The sequence below is a fragment of the Nonomuraea sp. NPDC049625 genome (assembly GCF_040675285.1).
Taxonomy (GTDB): Bacteria; Actinomycetota; Actinomycetes; order Streptosporangiales; family Streptosporangiaceae; genus Nonomuraea; species Nonomuraea angiospora_A.
This window is the reverse complement of sequence record NZ_JBFAOQ010000005.1, coordinates 438,277-455,713: the sequence shown is the minus strand read 5'-3', so window position 1 is coordinate 455,713 and position 17,437 is coordinate 438,277. Positions and strand designations below refer to the sequence as shown.

Here is a 17,437-nt window from a genome sequence, read left to right as displayed (position 1 = left end):
CTGTTACGTCAGGCTCAAACTAATGGAACAGCGGGGACTCCTCACCCAGCTCGTCGCCCGGTGTCTGACCGGGCGTGACCTGCCCGCTCTCCGACGGGGAGGGCGACGTCGACGGCGATGGCCGCGGCTCGGGGCTGGCCGGCGTCGGCGGCGGCGTCGGCACGAACACCGTCGGCGGCAGCTGCCGGGGCTGCGGCTCGCTGTCGCGCCGGCCCAGCAACAGCAGCAGCAGGATCGCCGTCACCAGCATCAGCAGCAACACCAGCGCCAGCGCGGCCATCAGGACCCGCTTGCGGGTCTCGGTGAGCGGCCTGCGCTGCCGCGTCGGGCCGGGCAGCGCCGGCGCGCGGTCGGTCAGCCAGTACGGCACGAAGTCGGGCCCGTGCGCCTCGCCGATGAACGTCCCGCCCACCATGACGGGATCGAGGAAACGCTCGGCCCCGGGCCGGCCGGGCACGTACGGGACCGCCACCCAGGGCGCGTGCCCGCCGTCGAAGGCGAGCACGTCGGGCGTGTCGTCCAGCACCGCGCTCCGCGACCGCCCGGAACGTCCGAGCCAGCCGCGGAATCCGGACCGTTCGCCCCTGGCCTCCCTGATCGCGGTCACGAACCGGTCACGGGCGGCGGCGTCGAGCGCGGCCCCTCGGGTGAGCACGGCGACGGACACCGCGCGCCCGTCGGGTGCCTGGCCGAGGTACACGAAGCCGGCCGGGGCAGTGTGCAGGCGGGCCTGGACCACGTAAGGTCCCAGCCGGGGTGGATCGCCGTACTGCAGGGGACTTGCCACGTTTGCCATGAAAGCACAGACGTGGCGTCGTGCACGTTTGCGGCGCGTTTGGTGGAATGGCGTCATGAGCGTCGCCGAAGAGTTGCCAGGCGGAAACGACGCGGCACTGCTGCGTCAAAGTCTCGACGAGGTCCGGCGTGTCATCGTCGGCCAGGACCACATGGTCGAAAGACTCATCGTGGCCCTGCTGGCCCGCGGGCACTGCCTGCTCGAAGGAGTCCCAGGCGTCGCCAAGACCCTCGCCGCCTCCACCCTGGCCACTGTCGTGGGCGGCACGTTCGCCCGGATCCAGTTCACCCCCGACCTCGTGCCGAGCGACATCATCGGCACCCGGGTCTTCCACCCCTCCAACGAGAAGTTCGATGTCGAGCTCGGCCCCGTGTTCGTCAACTTCCTGCTGGCCGACGAGATCAACCGCGCCCCGGCCAAGGTCCAGTCCGCGCTGCTGGAGGTGATGGCCGAGCGGCAGGTCACCCTCGCCGGCGTCACCCACCCGCTGCCCAGGCCGTTCATCGTGCTCGCCACCCAGAACCCGATCGAGTCCGAGGGCGTCTATCCGCTGCCGGAGGTGCAGCGCGACCGGTTCCTGTTCCGGGTACGGGTGCCGCACCCCAGCGCGCACGAGGAGCTGGAGATCCTCCACCGGATGAGCGTCAAGCCGCCGGTCCCCGAGCGGGTGCTCGACCCCGACAAGCTGCTGGCCCTGCAGGAGGCGGCCGAGCAGGTCTCGGTGCACCAGCTCGTCGCCGACTACGTGGTGCGGCTGGTCATGTCCACCCGCAGCCCGGCCGACTACGGCCTGCCCGACCTCATCGACACCATCGAGATCGGCGTCAGCCCCCGCGCCACGCTGGGCCTGGTCTCGGCCGGGCGGGCGCTGGCCCTGCTGCGCGGCCGCGACTACATGCTGCCCGACGACGTACGCGACGTGGCGGTGGACGTGATGTCGCACCGGCTCATGCTCACCTTCGACGCCCTGGCCGACGGCGTCGACCCGGAGCAGGTCGTCAAACAGATCCTGCAGGCCGTGCCCCCGCCCCTCGTCGTCTGGAACCAGAACCGGTGAGCGGCCTGTGAACACGGCCGAACAGGCGCTCAGGCGGCTGGAGCTGACGGTCACCCGGCGGCTGGACGGGCTGCTGCACGGCGCCCACCAGGGGCTGCTGCCGGGGCCGGGCAGCGAGGCCGGCGACAGCCGCGTGTACGTGCCCGGCGAGGACGACGTGCGCCGCATGGACTGGGCGGTCACCGCGCGCACGACCGTCCCGCACGTACGCGACCTGATCGCCGACCGCGAGCTGGAGACCTGGGCGCTGGCCGACCTGTCGCCCAGCATGGACTTCGGCACCGCCGACACCGACAAACGCGACCTGGTGGTCGCGGCGGTCGGCGCGATCGGGTTCCTGTCGAGCAGGCTGGGCGACAGGTTCGGCGCGCTGGTGCTGCACGACGAGTACGTGCACCGCATGCCCGCCCGCACCGGCCGCCCGGCCCTCTACGGGCTGCTGCACTCGCTCATGGACGCCCCGCGCGGCCGGATCGTGCCCGACGCCCCCGATCTGGCCGAGGGCATCGAGGTGCTGTCGGCCAGCCGCAGGCGGCGCGGCGTGCGGCTGATCGTCTCCGACTTCCTCGACGCCCGCCCCAGCCTCGACCCCGACGCCGAACGCCCCTGGGAGCGCCCCATCAGGCGGCTGGCCGCCCGTCACCAGGTGCTGGCGGTCGAGGTGATCGACCCGCGCGAGCTGGAGCTGCCCGACGTGGGGCGGGTCGCGTTCACCGACCCCGAGAGCGGGAAGGTACGCGAAGTGCATCTTTCGCCCAAGGTTCGGCAAGCGTACGCGGAGGCGGCCGCCCTGCAGCGCGAGGGCACGCGCGTGGCGCTGCGCCGCGCCGGCATCGCGCACCTCGTGCTGCGTACCGACCGGGACTGGGTGTTCGATATCGCGCAGTTCGTCCTCCGCCAGCGCCGCATGAGCCATCTCGCCCACAGGAGACCTACGTGACTTTCTTGGCCCCCGGCTGGCTTTGGCTGTTCCTGCTGGTGGGGCTGCTGGTGGCCGGGTACATCGTGTCGATGTTCGCCCGGCGCCGCTACACCGTGCGCTTCACGAACCTGGCTCTGCTCGATCTCGTCGCCCCCGCCGGCCCCGGCTGGCGCCGCCACGTCGGCCCCGCGCTGTTCCTCCTCATGATGGCGCTCCTGGTCGTCGGCGCCGCCAAGCCCGCCGACCAGGTACGCGTGCCGCGCGACCGCGCCACCATCATGATCGCGCTGGACGTGTCGCTGTCCATGGACGCCGACGACGTCCAGCCCGACCGGATCAACGCCGCCAAGGCCGCGGCCCAGGCGTTCGTCAGGGAGCTGCCGGACCGCTTCAACGTCGGCGTGGTGTCCTTCGCCCGCTCCGCCAACGTCGTCATCTCGCCCACCACCGACCACCAGGCCGTGGTCACCTCCATCGGCACCCTCACCACCCGCCCGGGCACCGCGATCGGCGAGGCCGTCTTCAACTCGCTCGACTCGCTGCGCTCGTTCGACCAGCAGGCCGCCACCGACCCGCCGCCGGCCGCGATCGTGCTGCTGTCCGACGGCGACAACACCTCGGGCAGGTCCGTGAACGAGGCCATCGACGCCGCCCAGCAGGCCCGCGTGCCGGTCTCCACGATCGCGTACGGCACCCAGGAGGGCACCGTCAACATCGACGGCCGCCCGGTGAACGTGCCGGTCAACAAGCAGACCCTGCAGTCGTTGTCCGACGGGACCAGCGGGCGGGCCTACACCGCCGAGTCCGGCAGCGAGCTGCGCGAGGTCTACGAGCAGATCGGCACCTCGCTCGGCTACAAGCTGGTCAACCAGGAGATCACCCAGTGGTTCATCGTGGCCGCGATCCTGGCCGGGCTGCTGGTGGCGGGCGCGGCGGTGCTGTTCGGCTCCCGGATCCCCTGACGTCACCCCTCCCTCAAGGCCGCTTGCTGTGTGACTTGTACACTCTTGGGGTTTCTTGGGGGAAATCGGGGGAGTGGCGTGCCGCTGGAGCAGGTCCTGGTGTTGCTGGTCGCGGCGGCAGGGGCGGGGTGGGTCGACGCCGTCGTGGGCGGGGGCGGGCTGGTGCAGCTCCCCGCGATCTTGATGACGGGGCTGCCCACGGTCGAGGCGATGGCCACCAACAAGCTGTCGTCGATCTTCGGCACCACCTCGGCGGCCGTCGCGTACGCCCGCTCCACCAAGATCGACCGGCAGGTGGCGCTCCCCGGCGCCGGGCTGGCCGTGCTGAGCGCCGGGCTCGGGGCGTCGGCGGCGGCGGCGATCTCGGCCGAGGTGCTGCGGCCCGTCGTCATGGTGGTCCTGCTCGGGGTGGCCGCGTTCGTGACGCTGCGGCCCGCGCTCGGGGCCGTGCCGGTGCCGCACCTGCGGACCCGCGGCCGGGTGCTGGCCGCGGTGGCGGTGGCCGGGGTCGGGATCGCCTTCTACGACGGCATCATGGGGCCGGGCACGGGAACGTTCCTCATCATCGCCTTCACCACCATCCTCGGCCTGGACTTCGTCTCGGCCTCCGCGTCCGCCAAGATCATCAACGTGGGGACGAACCTCGGAGCGCTGATGGTCTTCGGGCTCCAGGGACACCTGAACTGGGGGCTCGGGCTGGGCATGGCCGTGTGCAACGTGGCCGGCGCCCAGCTCGGCGCGCGGATGGCGCTCAAGCGGGGCACCGGCTTCGTGCGGATCGTGCTGCTGTGCGTCGTGGTGGCCCTGGTGGCCAGGCTGGCGTGGCAGCAGTTCGGCGGCTGACGGCGCGCCGCGGGGTCAGGCCAGGAGGGAGCGGACGTACTCGCCGATCGGCTGGGTGGGGCGGCCGATGAGGTCGCGCAGCGTGCCGGGGGTGTGCGAGAGCCAGCCGCGGGCGATGTTGACGTCCACGTCCGCCATCATCTCGGCGAACGGCACCGGCAGGCCGGCGCCGGCCAGCACGCCCGCGTACTCGTCCTTCGGCAGGTCCTGGTAGACGACCTCCTTGCCGGTGGCCGCGGCGATCTCGGCGGCCAGGTCGGCCCGGGTCCAGGTCGTGTCGCCGGACAGCTCGTACACCTGGCCGTCGTGGCCCTCGCCGGTCAGCACGGCGGCCGCGGCGGCGGCGTAGTCGGCTCGGGAGGCGGAGGCCACCCGGCCGTCGCCGGCGGCGCCGTGCACGGCGCCGAGCTGCGGGGCGGCCGTGATCGCCGGCGCGTAGACCTCGTTGTACCAGTTGTTGCGCAGGATCGTGTACGTCACCCCGGACGCCTTGATGTACTCCTCGGTCGCCCGGTGGTCGGCGGCCAGGAGGGCCTCGGTGGTGTCGGCGCCGGGCGCGCTGGTGTAGACGAGCGTGGCCCCGGCCTCCTTGGCGGCGTCCACGACGGTCGAGTGCTGCTGCAGGCGGTTGGGGTCCAGACCGGAGACGAGCAGCACCTTGGTGGCGCCCCGCAGCGCGCTCCTGACCGTCTCGGGCCGGTCGTAGTCGGCCTGGCGCACCTCGACGCCGAGGTCGGCGCCCTTCTCCGGGGTACGCGCGGCGGCGACGACCTGCTCGGCGGGGACGCGCTTCTTGAGCTCCTCGATCACCAGCCGGCCCAGCTGTCCGGTGGCTCCGGTCACCACGATCATGATTTCTCCCATTCAGTACCAGCGCTTTGGTTAGTACTTTCTATCAGAAAGTACCCACGAACGCGTACGCTGGTTTCCATGGACGAGTTCGAAGAGCTGGTGGCCGATGTCTTCTCGCGCCGGTGCACCTCGCGCTCGGTGCTGGAGACGATCACCGGTCGCTGGGCGATCCTGGCGCTGGTGGCCCTGTACGAGGGCCCCTACCGCTTCAACGCGCTGCGCCGCCGGGTCGACGGGGTGAGCGAGAAGATGTTGTCCCAGACCCTCCACGCGCTCGAACGCGACGGCATGGTGCTGCGCGTGGCCGAGTCCTCGATCCCGCCCAAGGTCGAGTACAGCCTCACCGAGCTGGGCCGGGAGGCCGCCGAGCGGCTCGTCCCGCTCCTGGAGTGGGTGGAGGGGCGCATGCCCCAGGTGATGTCCTCCAGAGAGGAGTACGCCGCCCGCTGAACGGCCGCTTTCCCGCGGGCGGCTTTCCTACAATGGGGCCATGCGTGCCAGCCGCCTGCTCTCGCTGCTCCTGCTCCTGCAGTCGCGCGGCCGCATGACCGCGCCGGAGCTGGCCGAGGAGCTGGAGGTGTCGGTCCGCACGGTCTACCGCGACGTGGAGGCGCTGTCGGCGGCCGGCGTGCCGGTCTACGCCGACCGGGGGCCCGTGGGCGGCTACCAGCTGCTCGACGGCTACCGCACCAGGCTCAACGGGCTGACCGCCGAGGAGGCCTCCTCGCTGTTCCTGGCGGGGCTGCCCGGCCCGGCGGCCGAGCTGGGGCTGGCCGAGGTGGCCGCCACCGCGGAGCTGAAGCTGCTGGCCGCGCTGCCGCCCGAGCCGCGCTCGCAGGCCTCGCGGATGCGCGAGCGGTTCCTGCTCGACGTGCCGAGCTGGTATCGCTCGGCCGACGACGTGCCGCATCTGAGCGAGGTGGCCGAGGCGGTGTGGGACCGGCGGCCGCTGCACATGACCTATCGGCGCTGGGGGCAGCAGGAGGTCGACCGGGTGATCCACCCGTACGGGCTGGTGCTCAAGGGCGGGTCCTGGTACATGGTGGCCGCGCCGCCGGGCGGCAGCGCCCGCACCTACCGGGTGGCGCGGATCCTGACCGTGGAGACGCTGCCCGGCCGCTTCCCCCGGCCCGAGGGGTTCGACCTGGGCGAGTTCTGGCAGGGCTACGCCAAGGAGTTCCGCGAGCGGATGTACACCGCCGAGGCCGTCATCAGGCTCGCCCCCGGCCGGGGTGAGCTGCTGGCGTACACGATGGGCTCCGACGTGGTCGGCGCCGCGCTGGCCGCGGCCGGCGAGCCCGATCCGGAGGGCTGGCTGACGCTGACGGTGCCGATCGAGTCGATCACGCACGCGCGCTGGCTGCTGCTGCGGATGGGGGCCGACGTGGAGGTGCTGGGGCCGCCGGAGCTGCGGGCGCTGATGGGAGAGGCGGTCGCCGAACTGCGCAAACTGTACGAGTAGGCCGATAATCAGGCGACTTCCCGGCGCGGTTTCTGGGAGCATGCCACGCATGTATCTACTCGCTTTCGTAGGCGCGTGCGTTCTGGTGGCCATGGCGCCAGGGGTCAGCACGGCCATCATCCTGCGCCAGACGCTGCGCGCGGGCCGCGGCTCCGGCATGGCCGCCACGCTGGGCAACGAGACCGGCATCCTGCTGTGGGGGCTGGCGGCCGCCTTCGGCCTGTCGGCGTTGCTGGTGGCCTCGCAGCTGGCCTATGACGTGATGCGCGTGGTCGGCGCCGTGGTGTTGGTCGTGATGGGCGCGCAGGCGCTGTGGCAGGCCCGTAAGGGCGCCCCGGCGACCGAGGTCGAGGGGCAGGTGGTGCCGGGTCTGCGGGGGCCGTACCTGGCGGGCCTCGGGACGTGCCTGGCCAACCCGAAGGCGGCGGTGTTCGCGATGTCGTTCCTGCCGCAGTTCGTCGCGCCGGGGCAGAACGTGCCGGTCACGCTCGCGACGCTGGCCGTCGTGTGGGTGCTGGTCGACCTGGCCTGGTACGGGCTGCTCATCTGGACGGTTGCCAAGGCCAAGGCGGTGCTGGGACGGCCCGCGGTGCGCCGGCGGCTGGAGCAGATCTCCGGCGTGGTGCTGATCGGGCTGGGCGTGCGGCTGGCGGTGGAGTCACGATGACGATCTGGCATTCCGAGCGGGGCACGGGCGAGCCCGTCGTGCTGCTGCATTCGCCGGCGGTCGACTCGGGCATGTGGGACGCGCAGGTGGAGGCCCTGTCCGAGCGCTTCCGGGTGATCACGGTGGACTTCCGGGGGTACGGGCGCAGCCCCTACCGGTCGGACGGCCCGTACAGCGACTGCGACGACGTGGCGCGGCTGCTGGCCGCGCTGGAGGTGAGCCGGGCGGCGCTGGTCGGCGCGTCGGGCGGGGGCCGGGTCGCGCTGGAGCTGGCGGCGGCCGGGCTCGCCGGCCGGCTGGTGCTGCTCAACCCTCTTTCCGACCTGGCGCCCACGCCGGACCTGCGGGCGTACTGGGACGAGGAGGGGCGCCTGCTGGAGGCGGGCGACGTCGAGGGCGCGGCGGAGCTGAACGCGCGCACCCTGCTCGGGCCCGAGGCGTCGAGAGAGACGTTCGGGCGCGTGGTGGAGATGCAGCGGCACGCGTTCGAGGTGCAGCTGGCCGCCGATCCGGAGCCGTCGCAGGTCGAGAAGGAGTTCGCGCCGGCGGAGATCGACGTGCCGGCGCTGGTCGTGGCCGGCGCGCACGACCTGCCGTACTTCCAGGAGAGCGCCCGCCACCTGGCCGGCGAGCTGCCCCGGGCGCGGCTGGTCGAGCTGGACTGGGCCGGGCACCTGCCCGCCCTCGAACGTCCCGAGGAGATCAACCGGCTGCTCCTGGACTACCTTTAGGACATGACGAACGACCTGGCGACCCTCCTTCGGCAGGCGCAGGACGACGACCCGCTGCTGGCACTGCACGCCACGACCGCCCTGCGCCGCGAGATCGAGCGTCTGGAGGCGGTCCAGGTGCGCCGGGCCAGGGTGGCGGGGCTGGCCTGGGCGCAGATCGCCGACGCGATCGGGGTGAGCAAGCAGGCCGTGCACAAGAAGTACGGCCGCCGCTAGCCCGCCCACGTGCCGGCGAACCAGCGCAGCGCGATGTTCCAGGAGTAGCCGCGCCGGATGCGTCCGGCCACGTCCGAGGGCAGCGTGTCCAGGCCGCGGTGCTCCAGCAGCACCTCGGTGCCGCCCTCGACCGGGCTGAAGGCCACCTCGATCTCCATCCGGCCGCCCTCGTTGAGCAGGTCGGCCCAGACGAGGCGGCGCGGCGGCTCCCAGGCGAGGATCCTGCCGGTGTCGACGTGGCCGCCGTCGGACCACAGCTCGCGCAGGAAGCCGTCCTGGAAGCGGATGGCGACCGCGCGGGCCGGGTCGACCCAGCTGTGGCGGCCGCGCACGTACCAGCTGTCGATCTCGTCGGTGAAGATCCGGAACGCGGTCGCCGGGTCGACGGGCACGGTGACGCTGGCCTGGACGGAGTTCACCGGCTGCGCTCCACGTGATCCTTGAACGAGCCGAGCTGCTCGGCCCAGAACGCCTGCACCTGGTCCAGCCAGGCCTGCAGCGCCGTGAACGGCTCCTGGCGCAGCGTGTAGAGGCGCAGGCGGGCGTCGGCGCCGCCGGCCTCCGCCTGGACGAGACCGCCCGCCCGCAGCACGCGCAGATGCCTGCTGAGGGCGGGGGCGCTCATCTGGACGGCCTGCGCGAGCTCGCCGGCCGGTCGCGGGCCTTCGCGCAGCAGGTCGATGACCTTGCGCCGGGTGGGATCGGCGAGCGCGGCCAGTGTCGCGTCGATTTCGTTAACGTTGGTGTTAATTGTTGCCTGCTTCCGTTAGGCTGTTAACCCTTAACGCTAGCGGCAATTATTGCGGAGGTTCGTACATGAGTGTCGAGCTGGGTTACTACACGCTGTCCGTGGCGGACCTGGATCGGGCGGCCGCCTTCTACGGGGCGCTGTTCGGCTGGGAGTTCAGGCGCGAGCACGAGACGTACCTGCACGTCACGAACACGGCCGTGCCGATGGGCTTCGTCGCGCGCGGGCCCTCCTCGCAGCCGAACATCTACTACCACGTCACCGACATCGACGCGGCCGTCAAGCGGGTGCGGGAGCTGGGCGGCGACACCGGCGAGCTGTACGACAGCAAGTCGGGGCGCGGCTGCACCTGCACCGACGACCAGGGCACGGAGATCAGCCTCTGGCAGCCCGCCCCCGGCTTCGACTAGTCGGGGGCTTTGACGGTGGCGATGCCGAGGGTGCTGGTCATCGGCAGCAGCCCGGCCTCGAAGACCGCGCCGAGGAACGGCGAGGCCAGCCGGGCCAGCCGCTCGGCGCGCTCCTCCCCGAGCAGCCGCCACGGCTCCGCGGCCAGCTGGTCGGTCATCCGCTCGACCTGGTCGCGCAGCGCCCGCCCCCGCTCGGTGGCCTGCCCGTCGGGGCCGGCCAGCCCGCGGGCGGCCAGCCGCTCCTGGGCCGCGTCCCACTCCTGCTCGCTCCAGCCGCGCCCGGCGAAGTTCGCCGCGGGGGCGGCGCCGATCGCGGCGAACGACACCAGCGACTCGCAACCGTCCAGCTCCGCGGCCTGCAGCGCCGCCAGGTGGCCGTCACCGCGGTGCTCGCGCAGCACGGTGGCGGCCTGCCACAGCACCAGGTGCGGCTCGTCGGCCCAGGGCAGGTCCAGGTTGGCCGCGGCCAACGGCCGCCCGGCCACGCTCACGCTCTCGGCGGCCCGCCTGGCCAGCTCCGCCGCCTCCGCCGCCGCGTCCGCCGTCACCTTGTCACCCAGCAGAGCGCGGTACGTGCGGTCGACGGCGGTCATCCGGGCCTCCAGCACCCGCTCGGGCGAGGCGACCTCCCACGCGGCGGGCACGTGCTCGGCGATCATCCGCGGGCTGAAGCTGTAGTACGCGGCGGTGGCCAGCCGGCTGCCGGCCCGCCCGAGCGGGGCCGTGCGGTAGGCGAAATAGCTCGGCCAGCGCGACTCCACGTCATAACCGAGCGCGCCCGCCTCCTCGAACGCCTGGGGCGAGAAGTACAGCACCGCGTGGATCGGCTCAAGCTGGTGCCACATGCGGCGGGCAAGTCTGGACGATGCGCTCATCGCAATCCCTCACTGTCTAGGTAAGCTATGCCAGTGACGATAGAGGCTTGGCGCATCACTGGTCAATCGCAAATAGACAGTTATGTCGGGAGGTGGGCTGAGCTGGCCGTCCTGCTGGTGAACGAGCTGGCCGTCACCCAGGCCCGCGGCCGCCCCGTGGACCCGCCCGCCGACCGCCGGGCCGCGCTGGAGGCGGCGTTCGACCGGCAGGGCCGGCCGGCCGGCCGCGCGCTGACCGGCGCGGACGCCGACCGGCTCGCGGACGTGGCCGCCGAGCTCCACCCGGCCTTCAGTGGCGACGTCGCCGCCCTCAACGCGGCCCTGGTGCGCCACGCGGCCGTGCCCAACCTGCACGGCGACCCGCCCGTCCTGGCCTTCCACGGCCCCGGTGCGGACCTGGTCGACGCCTGGGCCGCCGACGCCGGCACGGCCCTGGCCATGGTGATCGGCGTCGGCCAGGGCCGGCGGCTGCGGACCTGCGAGGCGGGCGGGTGCGAGCTGGTCTTCTTCGACGTCACCAGGAACGCCTCGCGCCGGTTCTGCGGCCTGTCCTGCCAGAACCGCGCCAAGGCCAGCGCCTACCGCGCCCGCCGCCGCGCCTGAGCGCGGGATCCTGGGCACGCGCTCGGCGTCGCCCGTTCTGTCGGTGGCGGCGGGCATGATGGTGGCCATGGCTTCATGGCAGGAGTTCGAGCAGCAGGCGGCGGAGCTGGCCGGGGTGGCGCGGCGGTTGCTGGAGGCGTACCGGCACAAGGTGCTGGCCACGCTGCGCAAGGACGGCTCGCCCCGGGTCAGCGGCATCGAGACCAGCTTCCGGGACGGCGAGCTGTGGACGGGGTCGATGCCGGGGGCGGTCAAGGCGTCCGACCTGCGCCGTGACCCGCGGATGGCGATCCACGTCACCTCCAGCGCGCCTGAGGGGGACGATCCGTCGTCGTGGGAGGGCGATGTGAAGCTGGCCGGGCGGGCCGTGGAGATCACCGATCGGGAGGTGCTGGCGTCGTTCGGGCTGCCGAGCGAGGAGTCGCACCTGTTCCGGATCGAGCTGACGGAGGTGGTGTGGACGCGGGTGGAGGGCGACGAGATCGTCATGGACTCCTGGCGCGAAGGGGTGGGGCTGCGCCAGATCCGCCGCAAGTAAAGACCCACGGCCGACCACCAAGCCCTCGCCCCCAGCCGCACCTCCGGAGCCCACCGGCCTTCCGAAGTCCGCCGGACTTCGCCACCGCCACCGCCACCGCCACCACCGCCGCCACCGCGGCAGCGGTTGCCGGATGGGGCTAGTGGACGGAGAAGCCGCCGTCCACGAAGAGCATCTGCCCGGTGACGAACGCGGAGGCGTCCCCGGCCAGGAAGACGGCCGCGCCCGCGAAGTCTCCGGGCACGCCGTTGCGGCCGACCATGTGGCGGGCGGCGAGCGTTTCGACGCGGCCCGGGATGGCCTGGGCAGGCTCGGTCAGCGGAGTCAGCACGAAGCCGGGGATGATCGTGTTGACGCATACCCCGCGACCCGACCACGCCTCGGCCTGGGAGCGGGTCAGGCCGGCGATGGCGGCCTTGGCCGTGCCGTACGCGCCGCTGTCGCCGAAGGCGCTGATGGACTGCTGGGAGCCGAGGTTGATGATGCGGCCCCAGCCACGGGCGGCCATCCTCGGGCCGAAGTGCTGGCCGAGGAGGTAGGGGGCGGTGAGGTTGACGGCGATGGTGCGCTCGTAGTCCTCGACGGTGAGGTCGGCCATGGGCTTGCGGATGTTGTTGCCGGCGTCGTTGACGAGGATGTCGGCATCGCCCGCCGTGGCGCACACGCGCCGGACGTCGTCGCGGTCGGCGAGGTCGGCGCTGATCCACGAGGCGGTGACGCCGTGCTCGCGCAGGCGGGCGGCGGCCTTGTCGAGCTCGCCCTCCCTGCGGGCCACCAGCACGACCTCGGCTCCGGCCCGGCCGATCGCCTCGGCGATGGCGTACCCGATGCCGGAGCTGCCGCCGGTCACCAGAGCGCGCCGGCCGTCGAGGGAGAACAGCTCCCGCAGATAGTCAGACATGATCGGCCAAGCTAGCACCCGAGGGGTACGACCGCGTCGAGCGGGCCATGGAGACCACCACCTGGCCCCCGCCGGCACATCGTCCGGCAAAGGATTGCGCGGGGGCGGCTCTCAGGCGGAATGGCCGTGCGGCCATGACCACCACCGACGCGCCCGCGATCAGCCGGCTCCCGTTGACGATGCTGACGGCCATGGTCGCCGGCTCGACGGTCGGCGCCGGGGTCTTCTCGTTACCGGGCAACTTCGGGCAGGCCGGGGTGGTGGTCGCGTGGGCGGTGGCCGGCACGGGGATGCTCATGCCGGCGTTCGTGTTCCAGTCCCTGACGGTAGGCAAACCGGATCTCAACGCCGGCGTATACGTCTATGCCAAGGCCGGGTTTGGGGAGTTCCCCGGCTTCCTCTCCAGCTTCGGCCGGCCTGTGATCCAGCAACCTGATCAACCCAGGAGCCAGGCCATGCGCCGCCCTTCCACAGAAGCGATGTCCGCCGAAGCGCACCCGGCGATTCTTCGTCAACCTCTTCCCATCCGATCGCGAGGACACCGCGCCGATCGCCCGCAAGCCCGCCCGACGTCGGCACAGGCCGACTCGGAGACCGGGTCGTCCTCGGCTTCGCAGGGCACCGTCTCCCGCCGCCGCTGAGTCATCCCACTGTCAGCTCAGCGACCTGCCCCTCTCCGGGGTCGGCGGGCGGCCAGCTCGACTCGGGCGAACAGGACGGCCAGCACGGCCAGGACGGCCGATGGGGCCAGGAGCCATAGCCAGCGCTGGGCCCACCAGCCGACGGTTGGCTCCGCAAGCAGGGTGCCACCCAGCCCTTCAAAGGCCCACAGCACCACCAGGTACGCGGTCATGTGCCAGAGAAAGACGGTCAACGCGACCACGTTGAGGGCCACCACCGGCTTCCAGGCGGTCGGTCGGCGCAGCAGGCGCTCGGCGGCCGGCGTGACCAGGGCCAGCAGCCCGAGTTGAAAGACGGCCAGGGCGGCGATGGCGGCGTTGGTCGGGAAGATGTTGGATTCGGCGCCGGTGGTGGACACCATCGAGAGGGGGTAGCCCGCTCCTGCCGTCAGCCCGATAAGCCCGGCCATCCCGGCCCCGACAACCGCCAGACGCTGCGCCAGCGGGCGCCGCCCCAGCTCCCAAGTGCGCCAGGCGTAGCCGAGCTGGTGGCAGAACAGCCACACCAGGGGGGCGGTCACCCAGGCAGCCCAGGCCAGGCCGGCGCCGCGGTGGGCCACGCTGCCGAGGGCGATCAGCAGCACGAGCGCTACCAGGACCCTTGCTCCGTAGCGGGCGTTCAGGCTCGCGGTGATCGGCACTGCGGCGATCACCAGGCCGTACACGCCCAGGAACCACAGCGGCGTCAGATAGCCGGGGAACCACTCCCACATCCATCGGTGCGGGCCGGGCAGGGCGGCCGCGATCAGCTCGCCGGCGAGCCAGACCAGGGCCCAGACGGCAGTCGGCCAGAGCAGCCGGCGCAGCCGGCCTCGGACGAACTGGCCGGCGGTCGTCCCGCCCGCCTGAGCCCGCTGCCAGCCGACCAGGTTGGCGTACCCACCGACCAGAAAGAACACCGGCATGATCTGCAGCACCCAGGTGGCCAGCCAGCCACCGGGCACGGCATGGATCGGGTTGGGCATGGCCAGGCTGCCGTCGGCGGTGCGGTGGTTGACCGACAATGTCCAGTGCCAGAGGGTGACGACCAGGATGCACAGCGCGCGGGCGGCGTCGACCACCCGGTCGCGGGACGTCGGCGTGGCCACCACCAGCCGGTCCAGTGTCGATCGCTCGCCCGCGACGCGGCGGGTCTGCCGGTCTTGGCGTCTGGTGCTCAGCGGTACAGCTCCTCGATGTCGGCCGCGAAGTCCTTGTGGACCAAGGCACGCTTGACCTTCAGGGTCGGGGTCAGATATCCGTTCTGCTCGGTCAGGTCGACCGGAAGGATCCGGAACCTGCGGATCGACTCGGCCCGGCTCACCGCCGTGTTGGCCTCGTCCACGGCCGTCTGCAGCCTGGCCAGCAGATCCGGATCGTCGCGAAGCTCGGCCGGGCCGGCCTGCTCGGGCCTGCCGACGGCCCGCTTCCATGACGACAGCGCCGCGGCGTCCAGGGTGATCAGCGCGGCGATGTACGGCCGCCGGTCGCCGACGACTACCGCCTGGCTGATGAGCGGGTGGGTGCGCAGGCGGTCCTCGAGTGCCTCCGGGGCGAGGTTCTTGCCGCACCGGACGCCAGCCGCCGGCCGACCGGTGCTGGACCAGGACCATGTCACCGTTCACCCGGTCGTCGGCGAACCCCACGTCGGCGAGCTGGGCATCGGGGGCAACGGTTCTCGGGGCCGGGACCGCGTAGACACGCATTGTCCATCTCCCTGTACGGAAAAGGCCAACCAGGCGGCGTCGGCAGACTGCGGCACCGGGCGCCGCATGTACGGCGGTGAGAAGCAGCCAATTAGCCTGATTCCCCAGGTCACCAGGCACACACCTGACAGGCGAAGGCTGCACGACGGCGCAGGCCACCATCAACGGGGTGGACAAGAGTCTCTCGGGTGTCGTCCCCAGCGGGAAGACGAGCGGCAAGGGTGCGACTCGATCCGCTTGTCGTAGATCCCCGAGTACGTGAACAGCAGTGTCACCTTCACGTTCTTCAAGGCGTTGAGCCGCTCGCAGTCGCGGACGTCCACATGAGAGCGGGTGATCACCAGCACAGGGTTCGTGAGCCCGCGTTGGTCGAGGTCGTCCAGCACCGCGAACAGGTGGTCCCGTACGCCCGGCAGGAACGGGTCGGTGGCCCGGTTGAAGACCTGCAACGGGGTGTCGTGCGGCCGGAAGTACCGGTGGCCGGCGAGCTGCTCGACCGCCGCACTGTCGCTCATCAAGGCGCGCGGCCGGCGTGCGTCCGGAGCCCGTAGGTGTGCCGGATGCAGTACGCGCACCCGAGCGGGCAGCCCTGCAGGTTGCCAGTGATCGTAGGATCGTCCGCGTGGATCTGGATGACACCGCCGCCCGGCTCGGGGTACCCGTTGAGGACGTCGACCGCGTGCACCGGCTCGCCGGCGACCGGCCGTCGGCTCCGCTGCCCGCCAAGGCCGACGCGCGCGCGATCCTCGACCGGCTCGCGGTGCGGCCGGACGACGCCGACGAGATCATGGCGGGCTGGCCCGACCCCGACTCTCCCCTGTGGACTCCGGAGCTGCGCTGGCTGCTCGACCGCTCGATCGCCCTGGTCCGCGCCGATCTCGGGGGCCACGGCTGGCTGCCGCCCGGCCCGGAGCTACCGCGCGAACGGGGCCCCGCCTGGCGGCATCTCTACGTGTACGCGTACCTGGCCCTGGTCGACGTCGTCATGAGGTACCATCGCGACCACGGCATCGCCGATGCCGTGTCGTGGGTGACCCTGGCGGATCTCGGCCGCAACCTCGCGATCGACCGGCGGATGCACCGCGAGGGCTGGCCGGTCATGCAGAGCTGGCTGACGCTGCACGCGCGCGGCGGCATCTACGAGCTGGGCCGGCTGCAGCACCAACGCGGCGGCACCACCATCGACCTGCACATCCCCGAGTCGGGGCCGATGACCCCCGAGGCGGTCGCGGCGTCGCTCGACGAGGCCCGCGCGTTCTTCCCCCGCCACTTTCCCGACGAGCGCTACACGGCGTTCTCCTGCGGCTCGTGGCTGCTCGACCCGCAACTACTGGAGTACCTGCCCGAGGACTCCAACATCGTCCGGTTCCAGCAGAGGTTCGAGCTGGAGCCCTACGAGGAGCCGGAAGGGCAGGACGCCGACGTCGAGGTGCTGCGGTTCGTGTTCCGCACCCTGACCACGCCGCTCCACCAGCTACCATGCCGCACCGTGCTCCAGCGCGCGATCGTCGACCACCTCAAGGCCGGACGCCACTGGCAGATCCGCCGCGGCCGCTTCCCGATCTAGCCGGGCCGAGACATCCACAGATCTGCCTCACGATCAATACGGTTCGGGTGCGAAGCCGTCAGGCTGGGGAGGACGTAAATGCTCCACCTGGGGGAAGGCGGCATTACGAGGCGAGTGCCGAGTCAGGAGTGGACGCTATGCGATTGAGCGCACGTAACAAGATCCCGGCCCGGGTGACTGGGCTCACCAAAGGCGAAGCGACAGCGAATGTGGAACTGGACGCCGGTGGGATGCGGTTGGTCGCCTCCGTCACCGTAGAGGCCGCCAATGAGTTGGGACTGGTGGAGGGCAGTGAGGTTATCGCCGTGATCAAGGCGTCCGACGTGATGCTGGGGCTTGAGAGCTAGCGCGGCGTCATCTCGGGGCTCCGGGTCGATTGAGAGGCGAGCGCCTCGAACCTGGCAAATGCGGTGGTCCCCGATCGGTTCCGTGACCACCCTGGCTGGCGAGCGCAAGGCCGGCCAGGCCCACAAGTACGCCCAACGCGCTGATGCGCGCAGCCGGCGTGGCATCCTGCCCGCTCAGGGTGAGCAGGATGCCGGTGCGGACAGAGGTCGCGTCAGGCGGGGTCGAGGGTGGAGGCGTAGGACGCCGCTGACGTAGCGGCCGCCCTTGACGTCGCCGGGTGCGACCAGGCGCGGACCTTCCTTGGATCCGGTGGTCGTGACGAACAGGCGCAGCTGGGCGTTCTTGACGTCTGGGTCGATGCGCGGCCCGGCCAGTTTGAGGACGTCGGCGAGCAGAGGACCAGTGACGGTGTGCTTCTCCGCGCCGTGGGAGGTCTGGTAGCGCACACGTACGGTGTGCTGCGGCAGGCCGCGCAGTCGCGCCATGCTGAACGAGCGCGGATGGTCGACCTGGCCGCGCACCTTGACCGCACCGACGGCGTTCTGCTGGGCGGAGGAGGGGCCGGCCGCCGCAC

General features: G+C 71.8%; 25 protein-coding genes. 15 read left to right on the top strand and 10 right to left on the bottom strand.

What is annotated here, in order from left to right:
- Positions 1 to 19 precede the first annotated feature (19 nt).
- Complete coding sequence (locus tag AB0J87_RS24620) at positions 20 to 796, bottom strand: hypothetical protein (protein ID WP_363968636.1); 777 nt, start codon at positions 794 to 796, stop codon at positions 20 to 22.
- Positions 797 to 851: 55 nt separating this feature from the next.
- Here AB0J87_RS24620 and AB0J87_RS24615 point away from each other — a divergent pair, with 55 nt between their 5' ends.
- The 4 genes from AB0J87_RS24615 (at position 852) to AB0J87_RS24600 (ending at position 4,580) form a co-directional block, all read left to right on the top strand.
- Positions 852 to 1,853, top strand: a complete 1,002-nt coding sequence (locus AB0J87_RS24615) for an AAA family ATPase (protein ID WP_355198869.1) — start codon at positions 852 to 854, stop codon at positions 1,851 to 1,853.
- A 7-nt stretch (positions 1,854 to 1,860) separates the two neighbouring features.
- Positions 1,861 to 2,793 carry a DUF58 domain-containing protein gene (locus AB0J87_RS24610; protein ID WP_350734294.1) on the top strand — a complete coding sequence of 311 codons (933 nt, stop codon included), beginning with the start codon at positions 1,861 to 1,863 and terminating at the stop codon, positions 2,791 to 2,793.
- Positions 2,790 to 3,737, top strand: a complete 948-nt coding sequence (locus AB0J87_RS24605; RefSeq protein ID WP_350734295.1) for a VWA domain-containing protein — start codon at positions 2,790 to 2,792, stop codon at positions 3,735 to 3,737. Before AB0J87_RS24610 ends, AB0J87_RS24605 begins: the two co-directional genes overlap by 4 nt.
- Positions 3,738 to 3,815: 78 nt before the next feature.
- Positions 3,816 to 4,580 (top strand): TSUP family transporter, encoded by a 765-nt coding sequence (locus AB0J87_RS24600; RefSeq protein ID WP_363968633.1) that lies wholly within the window; start codon positions 3,816 to 3,818, stop codon positions 4,578 to 4,580.
- Between the two features lie 15 nt (positions 4,581 to 4,595).
- Here AB0J87_RS24600 and AB0J87_RS24595 read toward each other — a convergent pair whose 3' ends face one another.
- Complete coding sequence (locus tag AB0J87_RS24595; RefSeq protein WP_363968631.1) at positions 4,596 to 5,432, bottom strand: SDR family oxidoreductase; 837 nt, start codon at positions 5,430 to 5,432, stop codon at positions 4,596 to 4,598.
- A gap of 78 nt (positions 5,433 to 5,510) precedes the next feature.
- On the opposite strand from AB0J87_RS24595, the gene AB0J87_RS24590 reads away from it, so the two are divergent.
- The 5 genes from AB0J87_RS24590 to AB0J87_RS24570 are packed head-to-tail and all read left to right on the top strand — an operon-like array spanning position 5,511 to position 8,508.
- Positions 5,511 to 5,882: a helix-turn-helix domain-containing protein gene (locus tag AB0J87_RS24590; RefSeq protein WP_363968629.1), complete on the top strand. Its 372-nt coding sequence runs from the start codon at positions 5,511 to 5,513 to the stop codon at positions 5,880 to 5,882.
- 40 nt (positions 5,883 to 5,922) lie between these two features.
- Positions 5,923 to 6,894, top strand: coding sequence for a YafY family protein (locus tag AB0J87_RS24585; RefSeq protein WP_363968627.1), 972 nt, complete (start codon positions 5,923 to 5,925; stop codon positions 6,892 to 6,894).
- A gap of 49 nt (positions 6,895 to 6,943) precedes the next feature.
- On the top strand, positions 6,944 to 7,561 hold the full coding sequence (locus AB0J87_RS24580) for a LysE family translocator (RefSeq protein WP_363968625.1): 618 nt from the start codon (positions 6,944 to 6,946) through the stop codon (positions 7,559 to 7,561).
- Positions 7,558 to 8,292: an alpha/beta hydrolase gene (locus tag AB0J87_RS24575; RefSeq protein ID WP_363968623.1), complete on the top strand. Its 735-nt coding sequence runs from the start codon at positions 7,558 to 7,560 to the stop codon at positions 8,290 to 8,292. Before AB0J87_RS24580 ends, AB0J87_RS24575 begins: the two co-directional genes overlap by 4 nt.
- Positions 8,293 to 8,295: 3 nt before the next feature.
- Positions 8,296 to 8,508 (top strand): hypothetical protein, encoded by a 213-nt coding sequence (locus AB0J87_RS24570; RefSeq protein ID WP_185074419.1) that lies wholly within the window; start codon positions 8,296 to 8,298, stop codon positions 8,506 to 8,508.
- On the opposite strand, the gene AB0J87_RS24565 is transcribed toward AB0J87_RS24570, so the two are convergent.
- A complete protein-coding gene (locus AB0J87_RS24565; RefSeq protein WP_363968621.1) occupies positions 8,505 to 8,927 on the bottom strand; it encodes an SRPBCC domain-containing protein in 423 nt (140 codons plus the stop codon). The two genes, AB0J87_RS24570 and AB0J87_RS24565, sit on opposite strands and share 4 nt — an antisense overlap.
- Positions 8,924 to 9,226: a metalloregulator ArsR/SmtB family transcription factor gene (locus tag AB0J87_RS24560; protein WP_355199317.1), complete on the bottom strand. Its 303-nt coding sequence runs from the start codon at positions 9,224 to 9,226 to the stop codon at positions 8,924 to 8,926. The genes AB0J87_RS24565 and AB0J87_RS24560 overlap by 4 nt, the downstream gene beginning before the upstream one ends.
- Before the next feature lie 98 nt (positions 9,227 to 9,324).
- On the opposite strand from AB0J87_RS24560, the gene AB0J87_RS24555 reads away from it, so the two are divergent.
- On the top strand, positions 9,325 to 9,666 hold the full coding sequence (locus AB0J87_RS24555; RefSeq protein WP_363968619.1) for a VOC family protein: 342 nt from the start codon (positions 9,325 to 9,327) through the stop codon (positions 9,664 to 9,666).
- On the opposite strand, the gene AB0J87_RS24550 is transcribed toward AB0J87_RS24555, so the two are convergent.
- Positions 9,663 to 10,541, bottom strand: a complete 879-nt coding sequence (locus AB0J87_RS24550) for a hypothetical protein (protein WP_363968617.1) — start codon at positions 10,539 to 10,541, stop codon at positions 9,663 to 9,665. The two genes, AB0J87_RS24555 and AB0J87_RS24550, sit on opposite strands and share 4 nt — an antisense overlap.
- A gap of 33 nt (positions 10,542 to 10,574) precedes the next feature.
- Between AB0J87_RS24550 and AB0J87_RS24545 the strand changes: the two genes are divergently transcribed.
- Both AB0J87_RS24545 and AB0J87_RS24540 read left to right on the top strand, forming a co-directional pair.
- Positions 10,575 to 11,144: a CGNR zinc finger domain-containing protein gene (locus AB0J87_RS24545; protein ID WP_363968615.1), complete on the top strand. Its 570-nt coding sequence runs from the start codon at positions 10,575 to 10,577 to the stop codon at positions 11,142 to 11,144.
- A gap of 67 nt (positions 11,145 to 11,211) precedes the next feature.
- Positions 11,212 to 11,682 (top strand): pyridoxamine 5'-phosphate oxidase family protein, encoded by a 471-nt coding sequence (locus AB0J87_RS24540; RefSeq protein ID WP_363968613.1) that lies wholly within the window; start codon positions 11,212 to 11,214, stop codon positions 11,680 to 11,682.
- Between the two features lie 139 nt (positions 11,683 to 11,821).
- Here AB0J87_RS24540 and AB0J87_RS24535 read toward each other — a convergent pair whose 3' ends face one another.
- Positions 11,822 to 12,583: an SDR family oxidoreductase gene (locus AB0J87_RS24535; RefSeq protein ID WP_363968611.1), complete on the bottom strand. Its 762-nt coding sequence runs from the start codon at positions 12,581 to 12,583 to the stop codon at positions 11,822 to 11,824.
- 134 nt (positions 12,584 to 12,717) lie between these two features.
- Here AB0J87_RS24535 and AB0J87_RS24530 point away from each other — a divergent pair, with 134 nt between their 5' ends.
- Entirely contained in the window at positions 12,718 to 13,224 is a 507-nt protein-coding gene (locus tag AB0J87_RS24530) for an amino acid permease (RefSeq protein WP_363968609.1), read from the top strand.
- A gap of 17 nt (positions 13,225 to 13,241) precedes the next feature.
- On the opposite strand, the gene AB0J87_RS24525 is transcribed toward AB0J87_RS24530, so the two are convergent.
- The 3 genes from AB0J87_RS24525 to AB0J87_RS24515 form a co-directional block, all read right to left on the bottom strand.
- A complete protein-coding gene (locus AB0J87_RS24525; protein WP_363968607.1) occupies positions 13,242 to 14,351 on the bottom strand; it encodes an acyltransferase in 1,110 nt (369 codons plus the stop codon).
- Positions 14,352 to 14,419: 68 nt separating this feature from the next.
- Positions 14,420 to 14,860, bottom strand: coding sequence for a hypothetical protein (locus AB0J87_RS24520; RefSeq protein WP_363968605.1), 441 nt, complete (start codon positions 14,858 to 14,860; stop codon positions 14,420 to 14,422).
- A gap of 249 nt (positions 14,861 to 15,109) precedes the next feature.
- Positions 15,110 to 15,463, bottom strand: a complete 354-nt coding sequence (locus AB0J87_RS24515) for a hypothetical protein (protein ID WP_363968603.1) — start codon at positions 15,461 to 15,463, stop codon at positions 15,110 to 15,112.
- A gap of 107 nt (positions 15,464 to 15,570) precedes the next feature.
- Here AB0J87_RS24515 and AB0J87_RS24510 point away from each other — a divergent pair, with 107 nt between their 5' ends.
- Together AB0J87_RS24510 and AB0J87_RS24505 are read left to right on the top strand one after the other, a co-directional pair.
- Positions 15,571 to 16,515, top strand: a complete 945-nt coding sequence (locus AB0J87_RS24510) for an acyltransferase domain-containing protein (RefSeq protein ID WP_363968601.1) — start codon at positions 15,571 to 15,573, stop codon at positions 16,513 to 16,515.
- 137 nt (positions 16,516 to 16,652) lie between these two features.
- Positions 16,653 to 16,862: a TOBE domain-containing protein gene (locus tag AB0J87_RS24505; protein WP_350734333.1), complete on the top strand. Its 210-nt coding sequence runs from the start codon at positions 16,653 to 16,655 to the stop codon at positions 16,860 to 16,862.
- A gap of 174 nt (positions 16,863 to 17,036) precedes the next feature.
- Here the strand turns inward: AB0J87_RS24505 and AB0J87_RS24500 are convergent, their stop codons facing one another.
- Positions 17,037 to 17,384: a hypothetical protein gene (locus tag AB0J87_RS24500; RefSeq protein ID WP_363968599.1), complete on the bottom strand. Its 348-nt coding sequence runs from the start codon at positions 17,382 to 17,384 to the stop codon at positions 17,037 to 17,039.
- Between the last annotated feature and the right edge of the window lie 53 nt (positions 17,385 to 17,437).